The 24,307-nt window shown below is 59.2% G+C and carries 22 protein-coding genes; 15 read left to right on the plus strand and 7 right to left on the minus strand.

The annotated features are described in order from the left end of the window. Nucleotides 1–11: 11 nt before the first annotated feature. Nucleotides 12–203 carry a hypothetical protein gene (locus tag HNQ08_RS24335; protein ID WP_184137811.1) on the plus strand — a complete coding sequence of 64 codons (192 nt, stop codon included), beginning with the start codon at nt 12–14 and terminating at the stop codon, nt 201–203. Nucleotides 204–258: 55 nt separating this feature from the next. Here HNQ08_RS24335 and HNQ08_RS24340 read toward each other — a convergent pair whose 3' ends face one another. Both HNQ08_RS24340 and HNQ08_RS24345 read right to left on the minus strand, forming a co-directional pair. Then, nucleotides 259–633: an HNH endonuclease gene (locus HNQ08_RS24340; RefSeq protein WP_229790280.1), complete on the minus strand. Its 375-nt coding sequence runs from the start codon at nt 631–633 to the stop codon at nt 259–261. Nucleotides 634–756: 123 nt separating this feature from the next. Next, nucleotides 757–1,365: a hypothetical protein gene (locus HNQ08_RS24345; RefSeq protein WP_184137813.1), complete on the minus strand. Its 609-nt coding sequence runs from the start codon at nt 1,363–1,365 to the stop codon at nt 757–759. 433 nt (nt 1,366–1,798) lie between these two features. Between HNQ08_RS24345 and HNQ08_RS24350 the strand changes: the two genes are divergently transcribed. The 7 genes from HNQ08_RS24350 (at nt 1,799) to HNQ08_RS24380 (ending at nt 8,076) form a co-directional block, all read left to right on the plus strand. Continuing rightward, nucleotides 1,799–2,116: a thioredoxin family protein gene (locus tag HNQ08_RS24350; RefSeq protein ID WP_184137815.1), complete on the plus strand. Its 318-nt coding sequence runs from the start codon at nt 1,799–1,801 to the stop codon at nt 2,114–2,116. Nucleotide 2,117: 1 nt separating this feature from the next. After that, nucleotides 2,118–3,854, plus strand: coding sequence for a tetratricopeptide repeat protein (locus tag HNQ08_RS24355; RefSeq protein ID WP_184137817.1), 1,737 nt, complete (start codon nt 2,118–2,120; stop codon nt 3,852–3,854). Then, a complete protein-coding gene (locus HNQ08_RS24360; protein WP_184137819.1) occupies nt 3,851–4,396 on the plus strand; it encodes a hypothetical protein in 546 nt (181 codons plus the stop codon). The genes HNQ08_RS24355 and HNQ08_RS24360 overlap by 4 nt, the downstream gene beginning before the upstream one ends. A 175-nt stretch (nt 4,397–4,571) precedes the next feature. Next, nucleotides 4,572–5,255, plus strand: coding sequence for a hypothetical protein (locus tag HNQ08_RS24365; protein ID WP_184137821.1), 684 nt, complete (start codon nt 4,572–4,574; stop codon nt 5,253–5,255). Nucleotides 5,256–5,828: 573 nt separating this feature from the next. Next, entirely contained in the window at nt 5,829–6,197 is a 369-nt protein-coding gene (locus HNQ08_RS24370) for a helix-turn-helix domain-containing protein (RefSeq protein ID WP_184137824.1), read from the plus strand. Between the two features lie 576 nt (nt 6,198–6,773). Further along, a complete protein-coding gene (locus HNQ08_RS24375) occupies nt 6,774–7,688 on the plus strand; it encodes a tyrosine-type recombinase/integrase (RefSeq protein WP_184137826.1) in 915 nt (304 codons plus the stop codon). Further along, entirely contained in the window at nt 7,678–8,076 is a 399-nt protein-coding gene (locus tag HNQ08_RS24380; protein ID WP_229790279.1) for a hypothetical protein, read from the plus strand. Before HNQ08_RS24375 ends, HNQ08_RS24380 begins: the two co-directional genes overlap by 11 nt. Before the next feature lie 32 nt (nt 8,077–8,108). On the opposite strand, the gene HNQ08_RS24385 is transcribed toward HNQ08_RS24380, so the two are convergent. Beyond that, nucleotides 8,109–8,570 (minus strand): hypothetical protein, encoded by a 462-nt coding sequence (locus tag HNQ08_RS24385; RefSeq protein ID WP_184137828.1) that lies wholly within the window; start codon nt 8,568–8,570, stop codon nt 8,109–8,111. 138 nt (nt 8,571–8,708) lie between these two features. Between HNQ08_RS24385 and HNQ08_RS24390 the strand changes: the two genes are divergently transcribed. The 4 genes from HNQ08_RS24390 to HNQ08_RS24405 are packed head-to-tail and all read left to right on the plus strand — an operon-like array spanning nt 8,709 to nt 14,331. Further along, on the plus strand, nt 8,709–8,921 hold the full coding sequence (locus HNQ08_RS24390) for an antitoxin VbhA family protein (RefSeq protein WP_184137830.1): 213 nt from the start codon (nt 8,709–8,711) through the stop codon (nt 8,919–8,921). A gap of 4 nt (nt 8,922–8,925) precedes the next feature. Further along, nucleotides 8,926–10,356 (plus strand): Fic/DOC family protein, encoded by a 1,431-nt coding sequence (locus HNQ08_RS24395; protein WP_184137832.1) that lies wholly within the window; start codon nt 8,926–8,928, stop codon nt 10,354–10,356. Between the two features lie 52 nt (nt 10,357–10,408). Next, nucleotides 10,409–13,213, plus strand: coding sequence for a class I SAM-dependent DNA methyltransferase (locus HNQ08_RS24400; protein WP_184137834.1), 2,805 nt, complete (start codon nt 10,409–10,411; stop codon nt 13,211–13,213). A gap of 20 nt (nt 13,214–13,233) precedes the next feature. Next, nucleotides 13,234–14,331 carry a competence protein CoiA gene (locus tag HNQ08_RS24405; protein WP_184137836.1) on the plus strand — a complete coding sequence of 366 codons (1,098 nt, stop codon included), beginning with the start codon at nt 13,234–13,236 and terminating at the stop codon, nt 14,329–14,331. Here the strand turns inward: HNQ08_RS24405 and HNQ08_RS24410 are convergent. Both HNQ08_RS24410 and HNQ08_RS24415 read right to left on the minus strand, forming a co-directional pair. Next, the gene (locus tag HNQ08_RS24410; protein ID WP_184137838.1) at nt 14,319–14,534 is read right to left on the minus strand and encodes a hypothetical protein; all 216 of its coding nucleotides are present in this window, start codon (nt 14,532–14,534) and stop codon (nt 14,319–14,321) included. The two genes, HNQ08_RS24405 and HNQ08_RS24410, sit on opposite strands and share 13 nt — an antisense overlap. 29 nt (nt 14,535–14,563) lie before the next feature. Beyond that, on the minus strand, nt 14,564–14,806 hold the full coding sequence (locus tag HNQ08_RS24415; protein WP_184137840.1) for a hypothetical protein: 243 nt from the start codon (nt 14,804–14,806) through the stop codon (nt 14,564–14,566). A gap of 314 nt (nt 14,807–15,120) precedes the next feature. On the opposite strand from HNQ08_RS24415, the gene HNQ08_RS24420 reads away from it, so the two are divergent. Beyond that, a complete protein-coding gene (locus tag HNQ08_RS24420) occupies nt 15,121–15,510 on the plus strand; it encodes a hypothetical protein (RefSeq protein ID WP_184137842.1) in 390 nt (129 codons plus the stop codon). A 30-nt stretch (nt 15,511–15,540) separates the two neighbouring features. Here the strand turns inward: HNQ08_RS24420 and HNQ08_RS24425 are convergent, their stop codons facing one another. Further along, nucleotides 15,541–16,332 carry a hypothetical protein gene (locus HNQ08_RS24425; protein WP_184137844.1) on the minus strand — a complete coding sequence of 264 codons (792 nt, stop codon included), beginning with the start codon at nt 16,330–16,332 and terminating at the stop codon, nt 15,541–15,543. A 1,135-nt stretch (nt 16,333–17,467) separates the two neighbouring features. On the opposite strand from HNQ08_RS24425, the gene HNQ08_RS24430 reads away from it, so the two are divergent. After that, nucleotides 17,468–17,995, plus strand: coding sequence for a hypothetical protein (locus HNQ08_RS24430; protein WP_184137846.1), 528 nt, complete (start codon nt 17,468–17,470; stop codon nt 17,993–17,995). 184 nt (nt 17,996–18,179) lie between these two features. Here the strand turns inward: HNQ08_RS24430 and HNQ08_RS24435 are convergent, their stop codons facing one another. Continuing rightward, complete coding sequence (locus HNQ08_RS24435; RefSeq protein WP_184137848.1) at nt 18,180–21,176, minus strand: DEAD/DEAH box helicase; 2,997 nt, start codon at nt 21,174–21,176, stop codon at nt 18,180–18,182. A 742-nt stretch (nt 21,177–21,918) separates the two neighbouring features. On the opposite strand from HNQ08_RS24435, the gene HNQ08_RS24440 reads away from it, so the two are divergent. Beyond that, nucleotides 21,919–23,844 (plus strand): ParB/RepB/Spo0J family partition protein, encoded by a 1,926-nt coding sequence (locus HNQ08_RS24440; RefSeq protein WP_184137850.1) that lies wholly within the window; start codon nt 21,919–21,921, stop codon nt 23,842–23,844. The last annotated feature ends 463 nt before the right edge of the window (nt 23,845–24,307 follow it).

Here is a 24,307-nt window from a genome sequence, read left to right on the forward strand (position 1 = left end):
TGGGTGTGGAGGTGCTGAAATTCCTGTTGCAGGTGCTGTGGGCATTGGTGAAGGCGGGCCTGTTCGTGGTGGAAGCGATCTTCGCAGGCCTGGACGGCGGCAGGAAAGTCGTGCGGAAAGAAGCCGCCTCGTGGGGTCAGCATGAACCGCCCCACCGCGACCGGACCAGCGCCTATTACACTGGGCCAGGCCGGAAACCCTGAGTGGTCAGCGACACAACGCGGCACCTTGTATGGGTGCCGCTGCGCTTTTGACGGTTCAGAGGCCCAGGAGTTCTTGATCGGAGAACAGGGGAAGCAGGCCAGTTTTCGCCTTGCGCTCTCTGTGCTCCAGCATCATGTGTGCCGACTGCGAAGGGAGCACCAGCAGGTTTTCCGGGCGCAGATCGTGGCGGTTGCCGTTGCGGTGGTGCACCACCTCGCCTTGTGCGAGTGGCCGGCCCAGCAGACGTTCGGCTTCGAGGCGGTGAACGTACTCCAGCTTCCCAGTCTCGGGATGCCGGCGACGTGGGTACCAGCGCTTCTGTGCCTGACGGCAGACCATTCGCCCGGCGATGACAGCCGGAAATTGAGGACCGTGTCCCGCCCGTGCGGCGCGGAGGAGGGCTGTGGCGGGGTGGCTCAGGCGTTTCACGACTTCTGGTACATCCAGGCCGTCAGCTGCCCGCCGTTGATCGTTAGGTTGAACCAGAGGCCAGCGGTCAGTCTGGGCACCATGGTGCTGCAATTTTACGCCGCCGAATGCCTGGTTGGTTTTTCAAGAGACCGTCTCAACTGGCGAATGGCCCTCAAAGGATTCCTTGGTGATCCGCGTCATCGGTACCTGGATGACTTGAAGCGGGATATCGCTGGCCATTTTTCCATTGGCCATCAGAGGATCAAGGTCGTCCTGTAACACAACCGCATGAATGGCGACGATCTCAGGCAGGACCTCACGCAAGGCCGAGGCGATGACGCGGGTGGCCTTCATAGTCAGTGATGCACGACCGATCACCACGGTGAGTTCTCCATTACAGCGGGCCAGAAGAATGTTGTCTCTTCCCCGCTTGGCGTAGCCGTCGTACAGCTCGACGTCGTAGCCGTCTTTGGTGTATTGCCGGGCCATCGCCCGCACGATGAGTGCGCCAAGCACCACCTTCTTGGCAGGAACGTAGTTGTAGCGCACTGAATAACCGTAAGGCCGCAGGCCAACGCCGGAGAGGACATACACCTGAAAGCCGGTGAATTTTTGTCGGGCCACCATTTTGCTCTTGAGCAGCGGGCTGAGCGCGGAGGCCGGAAAGCGTGACCGAATATCTTGAACTAGGGCCGGCCCCCACGTATACAGTTCGTGGACCAGGTCATCTGTTGTTTCGCCATTGAACATCCCAGACAGAGTAAGCCCCAACCCGGGAAAACACCTTCCTTAGGTGGATTTGCCACCACCTGCGCGAAGCAATCCACATCGAGTGTCGCCATAGACGAATTACTACTATATATTATGTAATAAACATAACACTAACACTTGACCAACACAGTTCTGAAAATGTCTACCATTCGGAGTGGGTTGAACACTGGCGGGTCATTCCCGGACAGGTTTCTCTACCTAGAATCCGCTGGTAGGCTCAGCTCAGCAAAGGGGAGGCACCGATGAAGTCGATTGTTAAAGCTTTAGGCATGCTGTTGCTGGTCAGCGCAAGTATTCACGGCGGTCCTAGCGCGGCTTCTGTCAGCCAACGTCAAGTGGGGGCCACGCCTCTCGCCAAGGTCATTTGGGATTGCGGGAGCATTTGTGTCGACCGGGTGGGGGATCAGAAGGCATGATCGAACTCGGAGACCACAATTTCGATCAGTGTATTCAGGAAGGGTTCTGGGTCGTCGATTTCTGGTCTCCCAGTTGTGCGCCCTGCCGGGTGGTCTCGCCGATCCTGGCGGACCTGGCCCTTGAGCTGAAAGACGTGCATTTCGGTGCGGTCAACGCCACCACTGAACTCAAGACCCGCTTCTCACATCAGGTCAATGGTCTGCCAACGGTGATGGTCTTTAAAGATGGCCGTCCTGTCGATCTTCTCCTGGGTGCCCATCCAGCGCGCCTGTATCGACGTCGGATCACCGACGCCTGGGCCACATACGGTTGAAATGACCCCGACATTTGCGTCCTCGCCCCTGTCGGAGGCCGAGTTATTTGATCCACATGCTTGGTACACCTGGCGGGCGGATCAAAATAAAATCGGTGTGACGCCGGCCGCGATGGCGGAGCGGCTCAACGCCTCGGATTCCGCCATCGCCCATCTCCGGATTGCGGATTTACTGGAGAGTGCGGGGCGGATGAATGAGGCCATGCCTCATCTCAAACACTGCCTCCTGTCAACAAATACAGCCCTCCGCGCTCAGGCCATGGCCCTCATGATCTTCAATGAGCGAAAAGCCAGGGCCGTGGAAAAGAACGGGGCTGTCGATCATGTCTGGGCGGCCACCCATACGCTTGAGAAGCATCTCCAGATTCTTCAGTCTTCTCCAACACAAGACGATTTTTACATTGAAAGCCAAGCTATTTTGAAATACAACCTCTGTCGCCTTTATTTCGATGCGGGTGACTATCCTCTTGCATTGGCGCACGCTGCTGAAGCCATCTACCTTAGTCTCCCTTTAGATGTGCCGCAGTTGACCTCTGCCATCCGCGTCAGCCACGCCGGGGCAGCTGTTCTGGCCGGTCAGCTTCAAGTGGCCTACCGGGAATATCAAGCGGTTGGCGATACCGTGTTGCCCCAATCGGCACTTCGGTTGTTCTCGCGTGTGAACGTGGCTCTTGTTCAACTGATGGGTGGGGACGTTGTGGCGGCCCAGGCAGTGATCGAGGCAGTGCTGGAAGAGAAGTCGGATAATGTTCCGGCCCAAACCAGCAGACAATTCATTCAGGCCATGTCCGGCCTGCTTGATCCAGAAGAAGAGATCCAGACGTGTCATGAACTCAGCCGTGACGTGATCAACGCTGGGCTTCAGGCCCTTGTTGCCTTTACCAATCTCGGTCAGCGCGAACGCCTGAATACCGCACTTGACGCGTTCAGGGAGATCCACCGGGCCAATCCCATCTTCGACTGCGTGATCACCTGGGCGCAGGCAAACGCCCTTTTACATCTGGGCCAGATTTACCTGGCTGCCCAGCGCATCGATCTGCATCGCCCCTACTATCCCTTGATCGAAGTTCTGACCCTGGGAATGAAACTTGAACTGGCGATGCGGATCGATGGGATTGACCTTCAATCTCCCGCACACCTCTGTCAACAAGTGCAGGCCGTCTTTCGGCAAACCGGCTCCAGAGCGGCGCGTCGGGGTCTGGCCGGCGTGCTGGCCTACTGGCATCCGACTGCCGCCGCTTTTTGCGCTTTGTCTCCGTGCTCTGTGCCTGAGCTGGTCGATGTGGCCCTCCCTTCTGTTTTCATCGATGGCAGGCCGATTCAAATTCATGGGCAGAGCGTGCCAACACGTCTCCCCTTTCTCCAGATCACGCTGGAAGCCTTCGGGTTGAATACGACCGTGAACCGGGACCAATCTTCAGAACGTGAACGGATGGCGCGTGCACTCACCGTGAGCTGGGGACAGGGAAAACGGGTTCTGCCCGTCATTCCACCTGCGCTGCTGGCGTTTCATTTCCTCCGGATGGCGGAAAGTCATGGCGAATTGTGGAGGCTGGCTGCCCGCGAGCTGGTGAAATCGCACGGTCTTGTCCCCACAACCAAGGGTGGCAATCTGCGTGATGAGCGGGCCACCCTGGAAGAGGAGCTGAGGACAGTGCTGAAAGGGAAAACGGGTATCGGTGAATTCTTGAACTGGCTGGCAACAGCGGGCGGCACGGTCGCCGGAGACCTACGATGACCCAGGGAAAATATAACGCGCATCTGGCCGCTGTTCTCGCGCTGCAATCTGGCGCCACACCATCTGAAGAACCTTACCTGGCACGTCTACGCGCGCGTTATGAGCAGATGAATGCCGTCCAGTCTCTGCCTGAGGAGGGTGAAGCGGAAGAAACCCCGGAGGAACTTCGGGCCTCGTTGGACGAGGGTTATCAAGGGCTGTACTGGTACAGGACAGAACTGGAAAAACCAGACACCGATTCTTACTGGTCTGAGTTCCTGAAAGCACAGATTGCCAAATATGAGGGGCTACTGGCGACCATGGTGGCGGACTTCCAGGAGCAGGGTCATGAGTACCAGCCTCCAACCTTTGATGTTCAGCAGTTGACACGGAATGAAGGGGTCAAGGCGTTGGAATCTGAACTGGCCGGACTTCAGCAGTTGCGAGCTGTGACGTTGGCTTGGGCAGAGCGTCATGACGCTCTGGTCGACGTAGGATCGTCTATTGACGATCTCAACGCCAAGATTGAGGTTCTTGAAGGCAAATTGGCTTCAGAAAGTTAAGTGAGATCGACATCGGTAACCCTGGCACCAAGGGCGGCTCGTCCGGCGTTCTTCTGAAAAGAGTGCAATGTTGGGCTTATGTTGGGCCGAGTCTGGCTGGATGTTTTTCGAGCCCCCTGACTTCACCTTTACTCTTTCCCTCATCGGCCCTTAAGAGGCTGGGGGGAAAAGGGAAATGAAACCAACCACATTTTTGAAAGGAAAGCTTGCTGTCGACGATGTGATTTGGGCCACCGACGGTCTCATTGAGGCCCTGGCGCTGCTCCCTAGGGGCACGCGAGCACGCATCTTCAGCAAAATTTCTTGCTGCCGCGAAGAGTTCTCGATTCAGTTCGAGTCGTTGACACGTGGAGAGCTGAATCTTTTCCTGAAAGGATGTCGGGATGGTGGGATTGCTGTCTCGGAGATCTCCAGCCAGAAAACGTCTGTATTGGCAGGCCATTTTGTTGAAGATTCCCTTCAGAGCTCTGTTTTTGATCACAACGTTCCCGTCCTTGCACTGACGGTGACCGAGACTTGTGAAGTGACCGTGCCAGGTGCGATGCATGAGCTGACGCGCTCATTGCATGGCCAGGGCCTCTGCGGATGGACCATTCTGGAGTTTCAGATTGGCTCCCAGGCCGGTCTGGCTTGGTTCGGGCTGACTGTGGTGTTCAGTGTCGGGGAACATCAGGACGGTGCCCATGCTGCCGCTGAAGCGGGCAAACTTGTGGGGTCACGCCTGAATGTGGTGCCTCAGCTCCATAGTGGTCAAACCGCGCGGCGAATCCTGGCCCGAATTGAACCAGGAAGCAGGGCCTGGCATCGCCCCAAGCTCCCTGCGTGTTTAGGCAATATCGCAGATTTTTTTCCGCTGTAACAGTTGAACCACTGGTGGCAACAGCACACGGGTAAAGTCCTCGCTCGGTGGGCATCCGTGTCATTGAAGAGAGTGGTGGGGCGTCTTCCTCCGCGTGATGGCTCTGACTTTACTTATTATACTTATTGGCGTAATGTGTCTCTGTCCCAGGTTGTATGTGCTTTCGGGATTCACAAGGCAAGACACCACATCGTTATGAAGGCAACTCTGTTGAGAGCCTGGTTGCTGCTGCCGGCGCTGCTTTTAGACACTCTTGACGAACCGCCTGAGTTGTACGGTAGCGGCGGGTGTGGCCGTGCAGTTGACGCTGGACCTGTGGGAATGACCGCCAGGACTCGGGCTCCTGAACTCGTTCGACGATTTGACTCTGCTCGATTCCGCGTTCCTCACGTCACCGCAGGAGGCCAGCCATGAAGCTTAGAGATCCTAGACTCCATCGCTTCTTTGCTGATGTCTCAGCTTGGCGTCTTAGGCCGCTGCGCCCTGTACTCTGATTCGAGGGAAATAAAACACCCCGTCCACTGTGGGCGGGGTGACTTCTCCCGGACAAGGAAAAGAAGCAGGTGCAAGTATATGGCAAAAAAGGCGACGGAGAAAAAGAGCCTGTTGGAATGGCACCGGCAGAGCGGCCTGTCTGTGCAGGAATTTGCGGATGCGCTGGGCGTGACCATCCAGACGGCCAGCAATTACCTGAACGGGCGCAATGAACCTGGTGTGGTCCGGGCTGTCAGGATGGCCGAGGTCCTGAAGATACGCGTTGAGGACGTGGACTGGAGCGCCGATCCGAAGGCCTTGGACCTGCCCCTCATGCCTGAGGGCGAGGGGGTCACGCCGGAGCGCCTGGCCATCGCCCGCGTGTGGATCTCCAAGGGGAAGACGAAGACTGAGGTGGCAAAAGTACTGGGCATCAGCCGGCAGAAACTGTACGACTACATCTCCTGAGCCCCGGTTCCAATCTGTGTTCCGGGCTGTTCAAAGTGGACTCGTCGCGGCCGCTGGCTGAGCTGTGCGGTTAAGTGCCCCCCTCCGCTCCCCTTGCCGGATGTTTGAGGGGCCTTCTCGGCCCTCCTGTGAGCCGTTATGTTTTACGCAACTTTGATCTGTTTTACGCAAGTGTAGTTGGTGACTCAGCAAGCGTCTCTGGCGGAGATCGGAAGAAAACCCTGACCAGTACGAAAAGAACTCTATTGGCCATGATGATCCACCGGTATGAATAAAATAGATATTTTATATAATATGAAACTAGCTATAATATTATGTATATAGATAAGGGGGCAAATTGAATGGACGAGCAGATGCAACTGATGTTCGGGGCAATGGCTGAAATGCCGGAACGCCATGGCCGCCCGTCAGTCGATTCGCAGGTTGTTGCTGCCGATATGCTCAAGCATCAAGCAGAGCCAGCCCGCACAGATCAGTGTAGGTGTGGGACGTGAACCACCAGATCTGTCCCAACATTGAGGCCTCAACACCGGTCCAGCCGATCTCAGAACCATCAGCAGAGGGGGAAGGGCAGCTGTGACGCTCTTTGAGGCCCTGCCCGCCTTTGAAGGCTACCTACTACACGAAGAGGGCCTGAGCCCTGCCACGGTGCGGCAGTACCGCGCGGATACTGAGAAACTGGCCAACTGGCTGCTGACGGAATCTGAGCACCTGACGAGCTGGGAGCAGATCGGGGCCAGGGAACTGCGGATCTATATGCAGCAGGGCCGCCCCGCTCCTGCCAGGGCCAGGCGCCTGGTCTCCAGCTGGAAGAAGCTATGGAAGTATCTAGAAGACGTGGAGAAACGTCCCATGCAGCGCGGCCCGGGGGAACTGAAAAGCCCCAAGTTGCCGTCGAAGCTGCCCCAACCGCTGAGCCAAGAAGAACTGTCACGGCTCTTGACGGCCGCCCGCGAGAACCCGAGCGAAAACAAGGGTCTGAGAGACTGGGCCATCCTGGCCTTCCTCTACGGCACCGGCTTGCGCGTCAGTGAGGCGCTGAATCTCAAGCTCAGCGACGTGGAACACCAGGGCGGTGATCCTCTCCCCACAGCCGTTCGGGTGGTGGCTAAGGGCAACGAGGAACGGCTGATTCCCCTCAGTGCTATTGCGCAGCGGGCCCTGTACCAGTGGCTCCGGGTCCGGCGTGTACAGGCCAAGGGCAGCAGCGCCCTGGTGTTCGTGCACCTGCCGAGTGAGAAGGCTCTACCCGTAAGAACCGTGCAGGCCATGATGCACCGGGTGGCGAAACGGGCCAACGTACCAGCAGCGCGGGCCACGCCCCACAAGCTGCGGCATACCTTCGCCACCAACCTGGTGAACGTGGGCCGCTCACTGGAGGAAGTGCAGGAAGCACTTGGCCATAAAAACAGCAACGTGACCCGGCGGTATGCAAAGCTGAACCGCTCTCGGTTGAAGGCAGCGGCGGATGCCCTGCCAGATGTGGAATGAAGAACAGGGATTAACCATAGATGCGAAGTACAGTGCAGTGCTGATGTCTGAAGCTCTGCCCCGCCCAACCATCGTATGCCTGTGTGGCAGCGTGCGTTTTCTTGACGCCTTTGACGCCGCCAGCCTCCAGGAAACCCTGGCCGGCCGGATTGTCCTGAGTGTCGGGAGCCACCGTCAACGTGACGAAGATGCTATGGCGCACCTTTCAGGTATAGAGCACACAGATGCCCTCAACCGTCTGGATGCGTTGCACCGACAGAAGATCGACCTCGCGGACGAGATCCTGGTGATTAACGTCGGTGGCTACATAGGTGACAGCACCCGTGGAGAGATTGCGTATGCTTACCAGCAAGGCAAACAGGTTCGCTGGCTGGAAGATCCAAACTGATCCTTGGCAACACCTCGTTAGGGCGACCAGGCTTACGGAGTACGGTGGGCCTGCTCCCAATCTCGGAGGAAGGCAGACGCAATATCATTCAATGCCAAACCAACATTCTGCAAACGTTCTGATTGAAGTTGGGTTGTGATTGGTCGGTAGATCGACCAAATCTGCTTTATGAATTGTGATCCTTGATTTAATTCGTGGAATGACAGTTCGGCTGTCATTAAGAATTGACCGTCTGGCCAGAAAGTGTAATCTACATTGAAGAAGACGCCGTACCTGCATCCTGTGAAGAATGAATTTATACCAATTGCATCAAATTTGTCGTAGATAACCTTATTACTGTAACGAGCCCCTAATCTTAGGGGATCATCGAATGTGCGTCTGTCGTTAATCACGAGGAGATCAAAATAGCAGGTGTCTTTCGTTTCTACTTCCGAAAGATTGATGGCCGTTGCGGTCCCAGCGAGTAGGCTGATCAGGAGCAGAAGGTATCGCACAAGTCCAGTGTAGGGACGTTCCATGGTCAACGAGTCGATTCTGAAGACCCGTGTTGACCTGCCTCGCGGATAGCCCTGACCCGAAATTTCCCGTTCTGGCAGGGCATCTATGGTAAAATGAGCGTCAGGAGGCCCGACATGACCACGATTGAACCCCGCCCTGTGATCACCGACGCCGAGAAAGCGCGCCGGGCCAAGAGCGTTCACAGCATCCGCCGGTCCCAGCAGATCGAAGGCGGCGACATCAGCCCCTTCGCGCAAGCGCTCAGTGAGCAGTACATTGCCGGAGAGTTGACCCCGGCGCAGATGCGCGAGCGACTTCTGAAACATCATGGCGTCACTGTGAAATGACCTGATGCCCAAGCCGTTCGCGTTCTTCTCTTTCGACAACGGTGTTCCCAAGAACCGCCTCGGCCTGGACAACGCCGAGGCGCTTGCCTTGGTCGAACGCGACCTGACTTTCACCCGCATGGCCGAGATCCATGAGGGCAGCGCACCCGAGGCCACGCGCGGCACCTTCGACTTAGAGCACCTGAGGGCCATCCACCAACACATCTTCCAAGACGTGTACGAGTGGGCTGGGACCACCCGAAATCACACGCTCAGAGTTGAGGGTCAGCAGGTCGAGCCGCCTGCCAGCATGTACAAGGACGATGGGCGGTTGCCGCTCCGTTTCGTGCCCAGCCGACTGGTCGAGAGCAGCCTGAATGCCACGTTCGATGCCCTGCGCGAACAGAACCATCTCCAGGGCCTATCCCGCGAGGAATTTGCAGAGCGGGCGGCCGTGGCGTTCGCCCATATCAACGACGCGCACCCCTTCATGGAAGGGAATGGGCGCACACAACGTGAATTTATATCTCAGCTTGCCGAGCAGGCCGGGCATTCTCTGAACTTCGATGTGGTCAGCGCGGAGCGCATGAGCATCGTCAGTTATGAGGCGCGGGCTGGAGACCTCGGTGGGATGCGGCGACTCTTTCAGGAGATCAGCGATCCGACGCGCGTGGCGGTCCTCGGTCATGCCCAGGAAGTGCTGAGTGCGCGCCATTTCGACTGGCAGTCAACGTACATCACCACGGCGATCCCCGGAGAGCACTACAGCGGCGTGAAGGCCTTTCACGACCCGGACACCCTCATCATCCGGGAAGACCGAGAGTTCATCCTCGTTGCCCAGTCCGGCGACGTGCCGCCCCAGGGCGTGCGGGTGGACTTCACCGCCAGCCCGTACCCACAGCCGGACGTGCAGGCCCAGCTACAGACTGAGCCAGTGACGCTGAAGGGCCTGTCTCTGGAGGACTTTGCGGTGGCCGCCGCGCGGCGTCTGGCGGCGACGGTGCAGGGAGGTGACCTCTCCCCCACCCAGGTGCGCGAGACCGCGCGTGAACTGGCTCAGGCAGGCGAGCGCAAGGTGAACCTGAACGTCATCACCGAGGAGCGCTTAGGCCGTGACGTGCAGGCCGCCCGGCAAGGGCAGGTGCAGGGGTTTGAGCGGATGTTCCAGGAAGCCGGGCACCCGCCCACGGTGCAGCTGATGCAGCGGGCCATGCACAGCCTGGAGCTGCAAGGCCGGGACCCGCAGGGACTGTACCTAACGGCTGCACAGCCGGGCCAGCAGTACGAGGGCCGAGTAGAAACCCGGAACGTCAGGGCGGCCGTCATTGCGGACAGCGAGGGACGCCACCTCGTGACCCACCCGGCCAGCTTGAAGGGGGCGGTGGAATTGGAGCATGGGCGCGTGCAGTTCACCGCCCAGGATGGACAGCGCAATCAGATGCAGATGGAGCTGTAGACACTACAGATCCTTGCATTGGAAGGCCCATCTGGTGCGAGACTGGGCGTACATGCTCACCTGGAATGAAATCCGCACCCGCGCTGCGCAGTTCGCCGAGAGGTGGGCGGACACCACCAAAGAAAATGCTGAGGCCCAAACCTTCTGGAATGAATTTCTCGCGGTGTACGGTGTGGATCGCCGCCGCGTGGCGGCGTTCGAGCGCAAGGTCAAAGGGCTGGAGAAGGGCAGTGGCCGCGGGCGCATTGACCTCCTGTGGCCTGGCCTATTCATGGCGGAACATAAGAGCAAAGGGCGCGATCTGGGTGAGGCGATCACGCAGGCCCTGGATTACGTACAGGTCCTGGAAACGCATGAACGCCCGCAGTGGATTGCCGTCTCTGACTTCGGGCAGATCCGCCTGCAGGACGTGACCACCGGACAGGCAGAGCAGTTCCCGCTGTCCGACCTGCCCGGGCAGGTGGAGCGCTTTGCTTTCCTGATCGGCAAGCAACTCCGTCACCAGCGCGAGGCGGACCCGGTGAACGTTAAAGCCGCGCAGCAGATGGGCAAGCTCCACAACCTGCTGGAAGACAGCGGTTACACCGGCCACGCCCTGGAAGTGCTGCTCGTGCGCCTGCTCTTCCTGCTATTCGGGGATAACACGGGCCTGTGGGATGAGCGTGGGCTGTTCTATGACTTGCTGGCCGACCACACCCGCAGCGACGGTGAGGACACAGGCAGCGTGCTGGGCCGGTTGTTTCAGGTGCTTGACACCCCGAATGACCGCCGGCAGGTCAACTTGCCCGATTGGCTCAATGCCTTTCCCTACGTCAACGGGGAGCTGTTCAAGGAACGGATTGACCTCGCGGACTTCTCGCCAAAGATGCGCGAGATGCTGCTGGACGCCTGCACCCTGGACTGGGGGGCAGTCTCTCCAGCAATCTTCGGCAGCATGTTTCAAGCGGTCATGGACGAGACCGAGCGGCGCAACCTGGGCGCGCACTACACGTCCGAAACGAACATTCTCAAAGCGCTCGGTCCGCTCTTCCTGGATGACCTGCACGCGCAGCTGGAAGCCGCCCGTGGCAGCAGAGCAAAATTGCAGCATTTCCTGGACTTCCTGCCTCGCTTGCGTTTCCTGGACCCGGCGTGTGGCTCTGGTAACTTCTTGCTGCTCACGTTCCGGGAACTGCGACGCCTGGAGCTCGACGCGCTCCTGGAGTACCTGAAAGGGCAGAACATCTTCGACGTGAAATCGCACCTGCGGGTGAACGTGGGGCAGTTCTACGGCATCGAGTACGACGAGTTCCCTGCGCAGATTGCCCGCGTGGCCATGTGGTTGGCTGACCACCAGGCGAATATTGAGGCCAGTCGGAAACTTGGGCAAAACTTCGTGAACCTGCCGCTGAATCAGGCGGCGCATATTCACCATGGCGACGCCCTGGACGTGGACTGGCTAACGCATTTGAACCTGGAGGCCGGGGCTGGGGAGGTGCGGGGCGTTTACGTCCTGGGCAATCCGCCCTTTATCGGAGCGAGCCTGATGACGCCCGCGCAGCGGCAACAGCTCCTGACCCTGTTCCACAACGTTCACAACGCGACGGAGCTGGACTACGTGGCTGGCTGGCACATCAAGGCCGCCAAGCTGATGAACACGCTCTCCCGCCAATGGCCACAGATCGAGACGAAAACGGCCCTCGTATCGACGAATAGCATCGTGCAAGGGGAACAGGTTGCCCCCTTATGGTCCAGTCTGCTGCGAGACCAGAAACAAGTCATCACGGCCGCCCACCAGACCTTCCAATGGAGCAACGATGCCCCAGGACAGGCCGCTGTGCACTGTGTTATTACGCAGTTCCAGCCTGCGGAGACGGCCCCGGCAAGCCGCCTGCTGTTCACTTACAGCAATCCGAAGGCGGCACCGATCCAGCAGGCAGCGAAGTTCATCAATGCCTATTTGGTGGACGGTCCAGACGTCATTGTGACGAAGCGGAGTGCTCCGTTTCCTCATAGCTCCCACCGCATGAGCTACGGAAACAAACCCACGGATAACGGCCACCTGATTTTCCAGACACGTGAGGAGTACGACACGTTCCTGAGGGAAGAACCCAGCGCGGCGCCGTTTATCAAGCCGATGCTGGACGCGCACGACTTCATCAATGGCAAAACCCGCTGGTGCCTCTGGCTCCCGCAGGCGGACCCAGCGGAGCTCCGTCGACTCCCGAAAGTGATGGAGCGCGTGCAGAAGGTCAGAGAATTTCGCCTACGAAGTACCGCCGCCCCTACCCGTAAAACCGCCGAGACCCCCACGAAGTTCTTTTACGTGTCCCATCCCAATGGTCCTTACGTGGCCATGCCCCGGCACACGAGCGCAAACCGGGAATACATTCCCCTCGGCTATCTTGACGAGCACACCGTCATCAACGATGCCATGTGCCTGGTGGCGGACGCTGACCTGTTTCTGTTCGGCGTCATGCAAAGCCGCCTTCACATGGCCTGGATGCGGCTGGTCAGTGGGCGCCTCAAGAGCGACTACCGGTACTCTCCTCAGGTGACGTACAACACCTTCCCCTGGCCGGACCGGGCAGCGCTCACGGCTAAGCAGGTGCAGGCCGTGGAAAAGGCCGCTCAGCAGGTTCTGAATGCCCGGACCAGTCACCCGGACAGCACCCTGGCCGACCTCTATGACCCGTTAACCATGCCAGGCGATTTGAGGGCTGCCCACAATGCTCTTGATCGCGCTGTGGACGCCGTGTATGGCCTCAGTGCCAGCAGCACAGAAGTGCAACGTCTCGCCTTGCTGCTGAAGCGGTATCAGGAACTGGTGCCCACGCTCGAGAGTCAGGCCAGGCCTGCCCGCTGGTCCAGGAAGTAGATCGCCCAGCGGAGTGAGGGATGCCGTTAAGAGCACGAGTGGATGGACAGGAGGTGCTGAGCATTGACCTCAGCCCATCTGCCTTTGACGCCCTGCGGGGACGGCGGGACATCACCATGTCCTGCTGTGAGGCCAATGCTGTACCCAAACGCAGTGTCACGGGCCTGCCGTTCTTCGCCCATGGCCGCACCCATGGGTGTGATTCGGCCGCAGAGACCGAGTTTCACCTGCGGGGTAAGCTCCTGATCCGCGATGCGGCCCGTGAGGCCGGTTGGACGGCTCAGGTGGAGGTGCCGGGGACGGCCCCTGGTGGGGCGCGGTGGCGTGCGGACGTGCTCTGCGAGGATGGCGGACGACAGGTGGCGTTCGAGCTGCAGCGCAGTGGCATTACCCTGGCCCACCTGGGCGAACGGCAGGCGCAGTACCGAGAGAGCGGGGTGCGGGGCATGTGGTTCATGCGGACACACGAGCGGCGTCTCAAGGAACCGCAGGTCTGGCAGCACCAGACCCCGGCTCTGTATGTCACAGAGAGGCACCACGTCCCGGCGTTCCAGCTCGCCTTGAGCGAGGTGGTTCGGGAAGCGCTGCACGGCCAGCTCCTCCTCTTTCCTGCGCCGCGCTGGCCAGTGCGCGTGACCGCTCTATCGCATACCTACCGCTGCCATTACTGCCGCAACGTGACAGCCGTGCTGGCACGGGTGCTCCTGGCCCCCATAGGCCGCCCTGAGATCCTGATTGAAGCGCCTTGGACGGTCGACGGGTTGGCTGGGTGGGCGAATGAGGTCCTGGGCCGTGCAGGCGCGGTGTCTTTTCCGCTCTTGCAGCGGAAGGACCATAAAAGCTACATCGGCTCGGTGTACGAGTGTGGCCAGTGCAGCAAGATGTTGTTCGTTCACTCTCGTCCAAAAGACAGGCTAGAGAGCTGGCGCAGCATCGCCGCGCAGGATGATCCGGTTGAGCAACACCCCACTTGGATGGATGGGGGCAGCCTGGCCATGCGGAGCGTCGTCACGCTGACCCCCACAGAACACCAGTGGTTCAGGAAAAAGGTCGGAAGCTGCTGGGTGCTCCGGCGATGGTTGCGTGGCGTTGACGAGCCTGAAGATCAGCGAGGCTGAAAATCTGCGTCCTCCACGGTCAGGTCGACCTGACCGCCTTTGAGGGCCAAGCAGGTGACTTCAACATTCATCTGCTCCAGGCGGCCTTTCATCAGGGGGGTGGGGACAGAGTTGCCCGTGTAGGTGGCCAGCCGAACGCAGCGGCGCAGGGCCTCTCCGCCCAGGGTGATGCCAGTGAAGTTCCTGAAGAAGTCCTGCACCATGATTGAATTCCACTGCGCCGCAGGAATGGTCAGGTGCCACTGATGATCGCCTTGTCGTGCGTGCGGCCCACGGACAAGGTGCCGCCCTTGATCTGGTAACGGTAATACAGCAGCCCCATCGTCTCGGGGGCTACTTCCTGGCGATCCACCAGGGCGCAGGCGTAGGTCTTGCAGAAATTGCCTTCCGCAACGCTGGCCGTGGTGGTGAGCAGCGGCGCGGCCAGCGCCGTTGTTGAAATCAGCAGAAGGGGGAGGAGACGCAGACGCTTCACGGGTGCAGTATGGCAAGAGTGAACACGCTCAACGACGGCATATGGCGGCGGTAACCCAGCGTCGAGGCCGGGAGCAGGCATGACCGCCCGCGACTTGACCCTGACGCCGGCAGGAATCGAGGAGCAGACCGGGGCGCGGGGTTTCACCCTCAACGGGTCGTAATTCCCCTGAATGTGGAGAACTCACTGCCGGAAATCATTATTGCCGACTGGGTGGAGTTCTGCGCGTTAAAGCGGACGACTTTCCGCCCATTGGCGGCCGCCGGCAGCCACTGTGGGAGATCCTGCCAGAGGCTGAATGGCTCAAGGCGCACGTGGGGGACCTGCCCACGGTGATGTTCTATGGCTTCTTTCCAGGTGGCGTGCTGGAGCATCAGGTGGACGCAGACTGGTGGAACCGGACCGAAGGTCTGTGGGAGAAGGCTGAACAGGCGGGAGCAGAACAACGTAAAGCGCGAGCATCGCAGGATTGGGAGGCTTTTCAGGACAAGATGCGCGAGATCCTGCCTCACGATGAAGAATTTCGACACATCGCGCTCCTGCCCAGACCGCCCATTACAGAACTCCGGAATCGGGTCGATCAAGTCTTTCCAGGTCACCGCCACATCGGCCTCTACGTGATCTTGAATGAGCTTGTCAAAGGCATAAAGGCGGAGGAGAAGCGGAAGAAGGCAGAGGAAAGGCAGAGAAATAAGGCGAAGTAGATTCTGCCTTCCTCAGGTTGATTCCGATACTTATTCTTCCCTTTCTGCCATTTGGAAGTCATTTAGAAAATATCGCTTTAGTTTTCGCTGCTCTCCATTGGTTCTGACCTTCCCCTCTTGAACAAGCACTGATAGGGTGCGTTCGACCGATTTCCTATTCCTATTGTAGAGAGCCCGAGGCTCGCTGACATCAGCTGTACCCTCTGGTGTACGCGCCTCTCTTTCAATGGATAAATCTTCCCAAAAACTGCCAGGGGCACGCGCACTCAAAGCTTTTACACGATCATAGGCTTCCCGAAACGGATCAATCAACGTCTCCTCAGGCACATAAACTTCTCGTGGGCCATCAGCGTGAATGCCAAGAAAAGAGGTTCTGGCTGTCAATTTCTCAACCATATCTGCGACAGGGGATATCGTGGGTCGAGGCAGCATTCTGTAGATATCACTTGTTAGACTAAATGGATTTCTCGAACCATAGACCCGTTTGTAATGTTCGGGTCTAGTCGTGTGTTCAGGCAGTTGTAAAGGAAGACGCTGGCGCTCACGCCGATGTTTGCTTTCCGCTTCTGCTCTAAGCTGTTCATCTCGTCTTCTCAATGCCTCTGTCATTTCAGTTACTAACCTTCTAAGTTTATTCGCTCCTTCTTGTTTCCGATTAATTGCCAAGTGCTGAAGAGCTTCCACACTAGTGAGAAGGACTTGTCCATCCACTTCTATGTAGTTGTAAGTTCGACATACCACTTGAGACATACCCAAACCACTGGGGGCCTCTTTGAGTACTCCAAGAATCTTACTGATGAGTCGCGAATCTCCAGAAGCCATGAAGCAGTCTAGAACTTGTCGTCCATAGGTGTCGCGAAATGTCCATAGCATGTCCAGTTTGTCCAAAGCTCGGGAATAGTGGGCAAGACAGAACATTTGAGTCGAGAACACCTGAGTTTCTGGGCAGAGTACATGCCCGAAGGTCTTAGAAAATCCTCTCTGGTACGGCTTTAATAGGCGTAATGCCAAGGGCATTAAAGGAGGAACACAATGGATTGGGAACTCATTTTGAAGGCGCTTGATACCTCTGCACAAATATTGAGTGTGCTGCTCACCCTATGGGTGCTGTTCAGGAAGCCGGGCTCTCAGCAGAAGTAGGCACTGGCTACCCCGTTGGGGCGGCCGTCCTTGCGAGTGCCCGCCTGTGGCGATCACCAGGCCCCCAGGGCAGCGGCGTTCCTCATGTCACGCCGCAGGGGGCCTTCTCGCATTCCAGTCCCAGTCCCCGTCTGGAAGGTGGGGCGTGCAGGGCGTAACGGTGGAAGGCGCAACCCATCCGTTTCCCGGCTGCGCCGGGAATGCTGCCACAGGCCACGACCGGCCGGGGGCCGGGATTCGGCCCGGAGGACGGGCCGAAGGGAAAGGGAAGCGGTGCGGCCACAGGCCGCCCGTGTCTGTTCTGCCACTTCCCTGGCGGTCACGGCGGGGCACGCCGCGCCCGTCGCCTGTTTGAAGCGGTTCGGCACAGGAGCCAAGCGCGGCGTGTTTGCACTCAAGAGTGTAAAAGTGGAGCGCCTGGCGGCGCGCTGTTGAGATATTTCCCTCTACCGCCGCAGAAGCAGCGTATCCGCGTGCTCACTCCTGTGTGGGTGAAGCTGCGCCACGCCGCTTCGCGGCGTGCCCACACATCCGCTGTGCGCGCGGCTTCGCTTTGCTCAGCGGCGGCCCGCCGGGAAAATGGAGGGGAAAAGCAAAAGACAACAGCGCAAGGGCGGCCCCGGACATATGGCGGGGACGTGGCGTGGGGGGTGGGTCCAGCTGGCCGCCGGGGGGCGGCACACGCGCGCCCGGAGGGGGCGCGGTGTGGACGTGTGCAGGTGGGGAGAAATGCTGTGTGCAACGGTCAAAATTATTAACATATTACTAGAATAAATATAATATGTAACCACCCCGGCCAAGGGTGAGGAGCGAAAAAATGACCAACGCAGACAAGCCACGCAACATTCGCCGCACCTGGAAAATCGAGGTGTATGGCGGTTGGGGCGATGGCCCCAGCGCTGTGATGAAGATCGGGGAACACAGCGTCACGGCTACGGCAGACCACGAAGGCAACGTCATTGCTGAGATCGACGGTCAGCCTCAACCTGACGTGGCAACGGCTTATGCCATGTGGAAGGAGGCGAAGGCCGCTGGGCGACTGACCCTGCTGGACGAACAGCATCTTACGCCCCCACCTGCCCCCGTCACGTTCGAAGGCGCAGGAATTGGCAAGGCCCGCGCCAGGGTGCTGCACAAGGTCATGGGCATGGCCGGTCTGCCCAATTCACAGCACTACGCCCTCAGCGCCGCTGCGCTGGGTGAGCCGTGGCCCCTGGATACCCTCTCTACCCTCACCGAAGCGGAGGCAAAGACCGTGTGGGGGCATCTGTGCCGCGTGTACCCGACAGCCCGAGGAGCAGCCACGCAGCTGGGCCTGGGCGTCCGCCGCCCCGTAGCCGCCTGAAGCTCACGTGGCCCGTCCCTGGGCGTGCCACAACCCCAGGAGTGCAGAAGACCCCCAGATCCCACCTCTCCACTTCCCTTACTTCTTGGCCATGCCACATGTCGTCTTTGGCTTAACAGCGGCCTGCTTGCGGCTGATACTGAGCGTTTCCCTGTCTCTGGCTTCTGTCAGGCCTTATTATGGTTCACGTACACATCACTTTGAGCAGGCTGCCCTGCTCTATCAGAAGGGACTGTATACCATCGATGAGGCGGTGCATCTTCGGATCAGCTTCCATCGTCGCTTTTGTAGAATTCAGCCCTGGCTGCACCGCCCATACAGTTATAGGCAGGACCAGCGAGCCTGGCGTGGACAGGATGGTGGTCATCATCATGGCGTCACCCGTCACATATCGGCTTCCAGATCCGGCAGCTTGGTATTTCTTCTCCCGATCAATCAGGTGAGCGCGAAGGGCGTTGCGGTCGCGGTAACGCATGCATTTGATGCACTGCCCGAGCACCTCATACATGTCTTCTACCCGGCTGCCCGCCTTGACCTCACTGCTGCCTTTGCAATGGCAAAAATGCATGACGATGGGCCGCTGGGGATCACCCGTGGCGTCGAGCGTGATGAAGTCGGCGGCTTCACCTGTTTCATGATCGAAAAACACCACCTGATGCTGTCCCTCCAATCTTTGCCGCAAGTACTCCTGTATGGAGATGGTGCCCGGTTGCTTGGCTGTAATTTCCGCCTTGATGTCCACCTTGGCGGCAGTCCAATCCACGCGTTCAAAGGTGTCCGCAGGAACGCGCTCGTCAAAGTCGATGGGAGCGTACTGAACGTTACGCGTCACAGTGGTGAGGTCTTCAAACCAGAACTCTGGGGCATGGCCGTCAAGGAACTCAGCGAATGTTCCTGCCTTCTTCCCCGCAGAGAGGCTCTCCAAGGTGCAGGTCTGCCCTGGCAAGACTGAGTGCCTCGGCAAGGGCTCCAACTTCAGCTGGCACTCCACTGTCTCGGAGAAGCAGTGGACATCAAACCGCAGGGTGTCGTGGGTACATTGGTCTGGACGCACCCGCAGTTCCAGTTCGAGGGGATGGACAGTCTTGCCCCCCGGCTGGGCGGGCGAGGTCAAGTGCAGCGTTTTTGACCTGCCAGCAGCCTTATAGATCTTGGCGGGCCAGTCCGCCATGATCAGGGTGTGCTGTGAAGAATCCGGAAAACTCGTGATGATCTGGCCGCCGTCGAGCATGTCGAGCGGCGTGGTCTTGGTGTCTGACGCCGGGTCGGCGAGCTTGGCTGCCAGCGCTTGACACCACACCACCAGTTTGCTGAGATCCCCGTTTTGAAGGCTCCACACCTTGGCGTAATTGCTGCTGATGCCTAACGTCTTTTTCCCAGCGCCCTCCACACTGGCTCCAAAAGCATGGCCGCGGGTGAAGCGCTTGCCGTCCCGCTTCGACACAGCGTGATGTGCCGCTCCCCCAGAAAGCATCCGGTACGACTCCTGCCCGATGGCCGCCTGACGGTTACGCATGCCAATGCTGTACAGCTCAGGGTCCTTCCAATCCGTCATGACTCGCCGCAGCAACGGTGCTGCTATTTCATGCGCACCCGGGGGCGCGAAGCTGTCCAGCACAAGGTCGTAAATATCGTCCTCTTTTAGGGTTGAGCAAACGAACATCAAATTACTCGGCTGGTCGAAGTACACGATCAAAAGGTGATACTTGACGTCCTGAAGCAGTGAAGGTCGAAGCCAACGGGGTTTCTGACCGCTCACCCAGACCATGGCGCTGACGTTGAGGTCGCGGCTGACCTCCGCGTATTGCACGGTCAGCCCCTGAGGACTGGCTTCAAGCTCGAATCCGGCAGGATCGGGCAGTTGGTAAATCTTGACGTGGAAGAAAGGCTCGAAATGGCCGAGCGCAAGCCTGCTTATGGGGTCGGTATCGTCCGCTGAGGTCACGGTCTTGAGGAAGGTGTCGAAGAATTCCTGCCTGGCGACCTCCTTTTGAACCCGCCGGTCACCGAGGTTGGCGATGATTTCGCCCCAGTCGGGTTCATCAGGGCTGTACAGGCTGTATTCGTCGTGCCGAATGCTGTTTTCCTCAGCAATGAAGGTGGCGTCGCCGATGGGCTGTCCCTTGAAACCGGTTCGGGCAAAGCGTCCGATGAACTGCAAGGTCACGGGCAACGACTTGTGTGGCGCATGAATGGCTGCAATTTTCAGATTGGGGAAGTCGAAGCCTTCGCCCATCATGTCGACGGCGATCACGCCATCCAACTCGCCCTCACGCAGCTTTTTCAGGCGTGCCTTGATGGTCTTGAGTGTCATGCCGCTGTGGACTTCCTCCAGCTTGAGTGTGGTGTGGTCGGTGTACACCTGCTTTAACGCTTTCGCTCTGTTCTTCTGAGTGGTCCGCACCATGACCCTGTGATCCAGCCCGGCGGCCTGGTCCCGTTCGAACATCGCCTGGGCTTGCTGTGCGATGGCAATGTCGGCGTCTTCCGGGGTCGATGCGGTCACGGGAACAAACGTGATTTCGCTAAAGATGTTTTCGCGCTGCGCCCGTCTGAGGGGGTAGTGATAAACGATGCGCGCCCCAAGGGTCTGTCGGTCATTCCGAAAGGGCGTAGCGCTACACAGCACTCGCCGTGCCTTCGGAAAATGGTCCAAGAGGGATTTCCAAGTAGGGGCTTCTGCGTGATGTGCCTCATCTACCAGAACCAGGTCGAACAGTTCATCGGGCGGCTCAATGACGCGCCCCGGCGAAGGACTGACAGAAGGAGGAGAGGCGACGACCACATCGGCTGTGCGCAACGCTTCCCAGGCTGCCGTGTCCGAGAGGTAGCCCTCAACCTGGGTAACCACAGGTTCTGGGCAGTCGGGAGGCAAGGTACCCGTCTTCTTGAGGATGGTCAGGGTCTGGAAGCCTTCGGCAATCTGCTCGCGCACCACGATGCTCGGTGTGATGACCAGAACCCGACGTGCTTGTAATAAAAAGGCCAGTACGATTAGAACCGCAGATTTCCCTGTCCCTGTCGGCATGGCCACCAGCGCAGGCTGATCACTCAAGCTGAAGTGGGCCTGCACTGCGCCGATGGCTCCGATCTGGTTGTTGCGTAGCCTTTCATCGGCGCTGCCCAGGAGCGTTACTTTCCCAGCATGCTCCTGAAAGTAAGACGGGTCTGGGGCAGTCATTGTTCTCCTGGGGAAGGCGTCAGTTCTTCGTGCGTCGCCGGATGTGAGGGGCCAACCTGGGGCCTTTTAACGCGCGCGGCCCATTGCCACGACGAACGTAGAGCGTGTGATCCTGCGTGAATATTTTCACGCAGGAGGGCTTGACATCCAGCCAGCACCCTATGTAACCATCGAGGATTGGGAAGGAGATTGATACAGCCCTTCAAGATCCGGTTCATGGGCGCCAACTGGCATTGAGAATCTGCTGTGCTGTTGGGAGAAGGTCAAAGGTAGCAGGCTGAAATCTCAGCGGCAGACTCACACGGTCAGGACAACTCTGCCCCAGTGGGGCGGTGCGCTCAGGTCTGCCCCGTTTCTCAAGGTGCTGAAGAGTGGTGGATTTAGAGCGTAATTCGGCGCGTCAGCAGGCGTGGCCAGCAACTTCTGCGTCTCGCGGAAACTGCCATATTGTGACTCGCTCGGAAGCGGCACAGGGGACGCTGCCACGCGCCCCCTTCTTTCAAAGAAGCTGACCATGCAGGCACGTCTACGTTCACCACCTTGAGCTCTCGCCACACGAGAGTGTTTACACTTTTGAGTAGAAAAGTGCTTGCGCGCCTTCCTTTCTTTTGTCTGATGATGCGCCCCCAAAGGGCGATTTTTGCGTGCAGAACAGTATATAGAGGATGCAAATCGCTTGACATAGTATAAAAATTACCGTAATATGTATCTATCCCGGACAAGGGGAGAGGAGCGAAAAACCATGACGGCAGCCTATGAACTGACCACTGAAGCCCCGACCGCCCTGTGCCTGAGTGTCACGCCCAGCCCGGACGTGCAGACGCTGCCGTTTTCGGCCCTGCGCCGCAGCGCCCTGAACCCCCGCAAGCGGTTTGACCAAGCCGCCCTGATCGAGCTGGCCGCGAACATCTACCAGCGCACCCCCCGCAACGAGCAGGGCACCATCCTGGGCACCGGCATCATGCAGAACCTCACCGCACGCCCCCACACAGAGAGCGGCTGTGTGGAGATTGCCGCAGGTGAGCGCCGATACCGCGCCGTCGAGCTGCTGGTGCAGGGCCTGACGCTCTCCATTCAGGGCGGCACCGACCCCAACGGACGCCCGGTCATGGTGGACGTGTTCTGCCAACTCCCCGACACTTACCCCATCCCCGTTCGGATTGAGGCGCTGACCGACGCGGACCTGATCGAAGCGGCCACCGTTGAGAACATCCAGCGCGAGGACATGACCCCGCTGGAGGAGGCTGACGCCTACCTTGCTCTGAAGGGTGCAGGCCGCAGCGTGGAGTACATCGCACTGAAGTATGGCAAACATCCCAGCACCGTGAAAAGCCGCTTGGACCTCGCCGCTGGCCTGGGCAAAGACGCCCGCAAACTGCTGGAGGACGGGCGGCTCACCCTGGAACACGCCAAGATCATCTGCACAGTCACCGGGGGCCTGAAAAAGAGCCTCACGGAGCAGGCCCGGAACGGGGCCACCGTCAGCACCCTGAAGAATCTGGTCAAGAACGGCGCGTTTCTGGTCGAGAACGCCCTGTTCGATGTGGAGGCCAGCGGCCTGCGCGTCGAGGGCGGGGCGCTGTTGGGCAACATCCCCGAGAAGTTTGCCGACCACAAAAAGGCCCTGGCCGCTCAGGTGGAAGCCCTGGAGGAGGTCAAGGCCCAAGGGGAGGCCAGCGGCACCTGGGCCGGTGGGGTGGTCATCGTGCCCGTCGAGAGCGAATACGCGAACCTGCCCAGCCGGGACTGGGTTCACAACACCCAGCGGCCTGAGGGTGTCCCCGGCCTGCTGGCCCTGGTTTACAGCACCGTGACCGGCAAGACCGCCCAGTTTGGGAACGTGGCCCGGTTCAGCGACGTGCAGGCATACCGGCACAAGCAGCGCGAGGAAGCGGAGCGGGCCGTGCAGGAGCGCCGCACGGCCCAGGGCGAGGCGACCCCTGCCACGGCAACGGGCGCGGCCAGCTTTACCCCCAGCACGCCCAGCAGCCCCGGCAAGGTGCGGGAAGCGGCGCACGAGATCGGGCACCAGACCCGCGCCCAGGCGCTGGACGGGTACCTTGCCACCCATCCTCGCGCCTGCCTTGCCCTGGCCTGCGAAACCCTGATGCAGTCGAGCGGTTATTCCAGCCATCACAACCTGATGGGCCTGAAGGTGACAGGGCGCAGACCAACGCCGCTGACGGAGGAGAGCCGCGCCCTGGGCCAGCAGCTTCAAGAGCGCTTCCCCCTCCTGTTTAAGCTGGACGAGCAGAGCGGAGAGCTGAAGTACAGCCCGAACCCACTGGCTGGACGCATCAGTCCCTTTGACGAGTTGACTGCCGAGGGCGTGACCGCCGCCGAGCTCATGGCCGTGTTGACCTACTTCACGCACCGGCAGGTGGGGGAATGGGAGAATCATATCAGCCGCCCAAAAAGCCCCCTAAACACGTTTGCCGCCAAGATCGGGGCAGATGAGGACGTGCAGCGCCGCTTTACCCTCACCACTGAGTACCTGAACGCCTACACCACCATAGACCTGCACGCCCTGATTGACGCCATGCCCCAAGCGTGCCGCCCAGCAGGCCGTCACGGCGTGAACAAGAAGGAACTCGTGGCCCTGATTCTCGAAAAAGCCCCGGCCCTGAAGGCGGCAGGCTGGCTCCCGGACCTTGTGAAGTTCAAGTAAGGGGGCAGGCGGGGGCGTTGACCCCCGCCCACTTCCCGGAGGCCAGCATGGGCGGGAACCAAAAACCGACTATGCACGGGGCAACCACAGTGGCAGAAATGGCCGGACGCATCCAGAGACATGGTTTTGTTGCGGGTGTCAGCGGTTGCACGCCGAACCGGTGTTCAAGACGACGATCTACGAATGAACGACTGCGACCGGCAGGCAGGCCGCATTGGGGAGGACCGCCACCGACGCAGGTTGGACGCCATCATGGCTTTTGTCCAACTGCCGGAATTAAGCCGGGTCCCGAGGAAGGAACAAAGAGCCCCTTCCTCCTCTGCACTCTCGCACTCTTACACTCTTGCACTCTTGCGCGCCGTATGCTGACCCTCATGCTCAGGTTGACACTCACTCCCCTTTGCTGATCCGCTGTACTGGGACAGCTCCTGCGCAGAACGCCGCGCTACTTGCTGAAGGGCAC

The sequence above is a fragment of the Deinococcus humi genome (genome assembly GCF_014201875.1).
GTDB lineage: Bacteria > Deinococcota > Deinococci > Deinococcales > Deinococcaceae > Deinococcus > Deinococcus humi.

Excerpts from the sequence above, each read along its gene's own strand:
- HNQ08_RS24345 (WP_184137813.1), bottom strand. The coding sequence starts at position 1,365 with ATGTTCAATGGCGAAACAACAGATGACCTGGTCCACGAACTGTATACG.
- HNQ08_RS24350 (WP_184137815.1), top strand. The coding sequence starts at position 1,799 with ATGATCGAACTCGGAGACCACAATTTCGATCAGTGTATTCAGGAAGGG.
- HNQ08_RS24355 (WP_184137817.1), top strand. The coding sequence starts at position 2,118 with ATGACCCCGACATTTGCGTCCTCGCCCCTGTCGGAGGCCGAGTTATTT.
- HNQ08_RS24360 (WP_184137819.1), top strand. The coding sequence starts at position 3,851 with ATGACCCAGGGAAAATATAACGCGCATCTGGCCGCTGTTCTCGCGCTG.
- HNQ08_RS24365 (WP_184137821.1), top strand. The coding sequence starts at position 4,572 with ATGAAACCAACCACATTTTTGAAAGGAAAGCTTGCTGTCGACGATGTG.
- HNQ08_RS24370 (WP_184137824.1), top strand. The coding sequence starts at position 5,829 with ATGGCAAAAAAGGCGACGGAGAAAAAGAGCCTGTTGGAATGGCACCGG.
- HNQ08_RS24380 (WP_229790279.1), top strand. The coding sequence starts at position 7,678 with ATGTGGAATGAAGAACAGGGATTAACCATAGATGCGAAGTACAGTGCA.
- HNQ08_RS24390 (WP_184137830.1), top strand. The coding sequence starts at position 8,709 with ATGACCACGATTGAACCCCGCCCTGTGATCACCGACGCCGAGAAAGCG.
- HNQ08_RS24395 (WP_184137832.1), top strand. The coding sequence starts at position 8,926 with ATGCCCAAGCCGTTCGCGTTCTTCTCTTTCGACAACGGTGTTCCCAAG.
- HNQ08_RS24400 (WP_184137834.1), top strand. The coding sequence starts at position 10,409 with ATGCTCACCTGGAATGAAATCCGCACCCGCGCTGCGCAGTTCGCCGAG.
- HNQ08_RS24405 (WP_184137836.1), top strand. The coding sequence starts at position 13,234 with ATGCCGTTAAGAGCACGAGTGGATGGACAGGAGGTGCTGAGCATTGAC.
- HNQ08_RS24410 (WP_184137838.1), bottom strand. The coding sequence starts at position 14,534 with ATGGTGCAGGACTTCTTCAGGAACTTCACTGGCATCACCCTGGGCGGA.
- HNQ08_RS24425 (WP_184137844.1), bottom strand. The coding sequence starts at position 16,332 with ATGGCTTCTGGAGATTCGCGACTCATCAGTAAGATTCTTGGAGTACTC.
- HNQ08_RS24430 (WP_184137846.1), top strand. The coding sequence starts at position 17,468 with ATGACCAACGCAGACAAGCCACGCAACATTCGCCGCACCTGGAAAATC.
- HNQ08_RS24435 (WP_184137848.1), bottom strand. The coding sequence starts at position 21,176 with ATGACTGCCCCAGACCCGTCTTACTTTCAGGAGCATGCTGGGAAAGTA.
- HNQ08_RS24440 (WP_184137850.1), top strand. The coding sequence starts at position 21,919 with ATGACGGCAGCCTATGAACTGACCACTGAAGCCCCGACCGCCCTGTGC.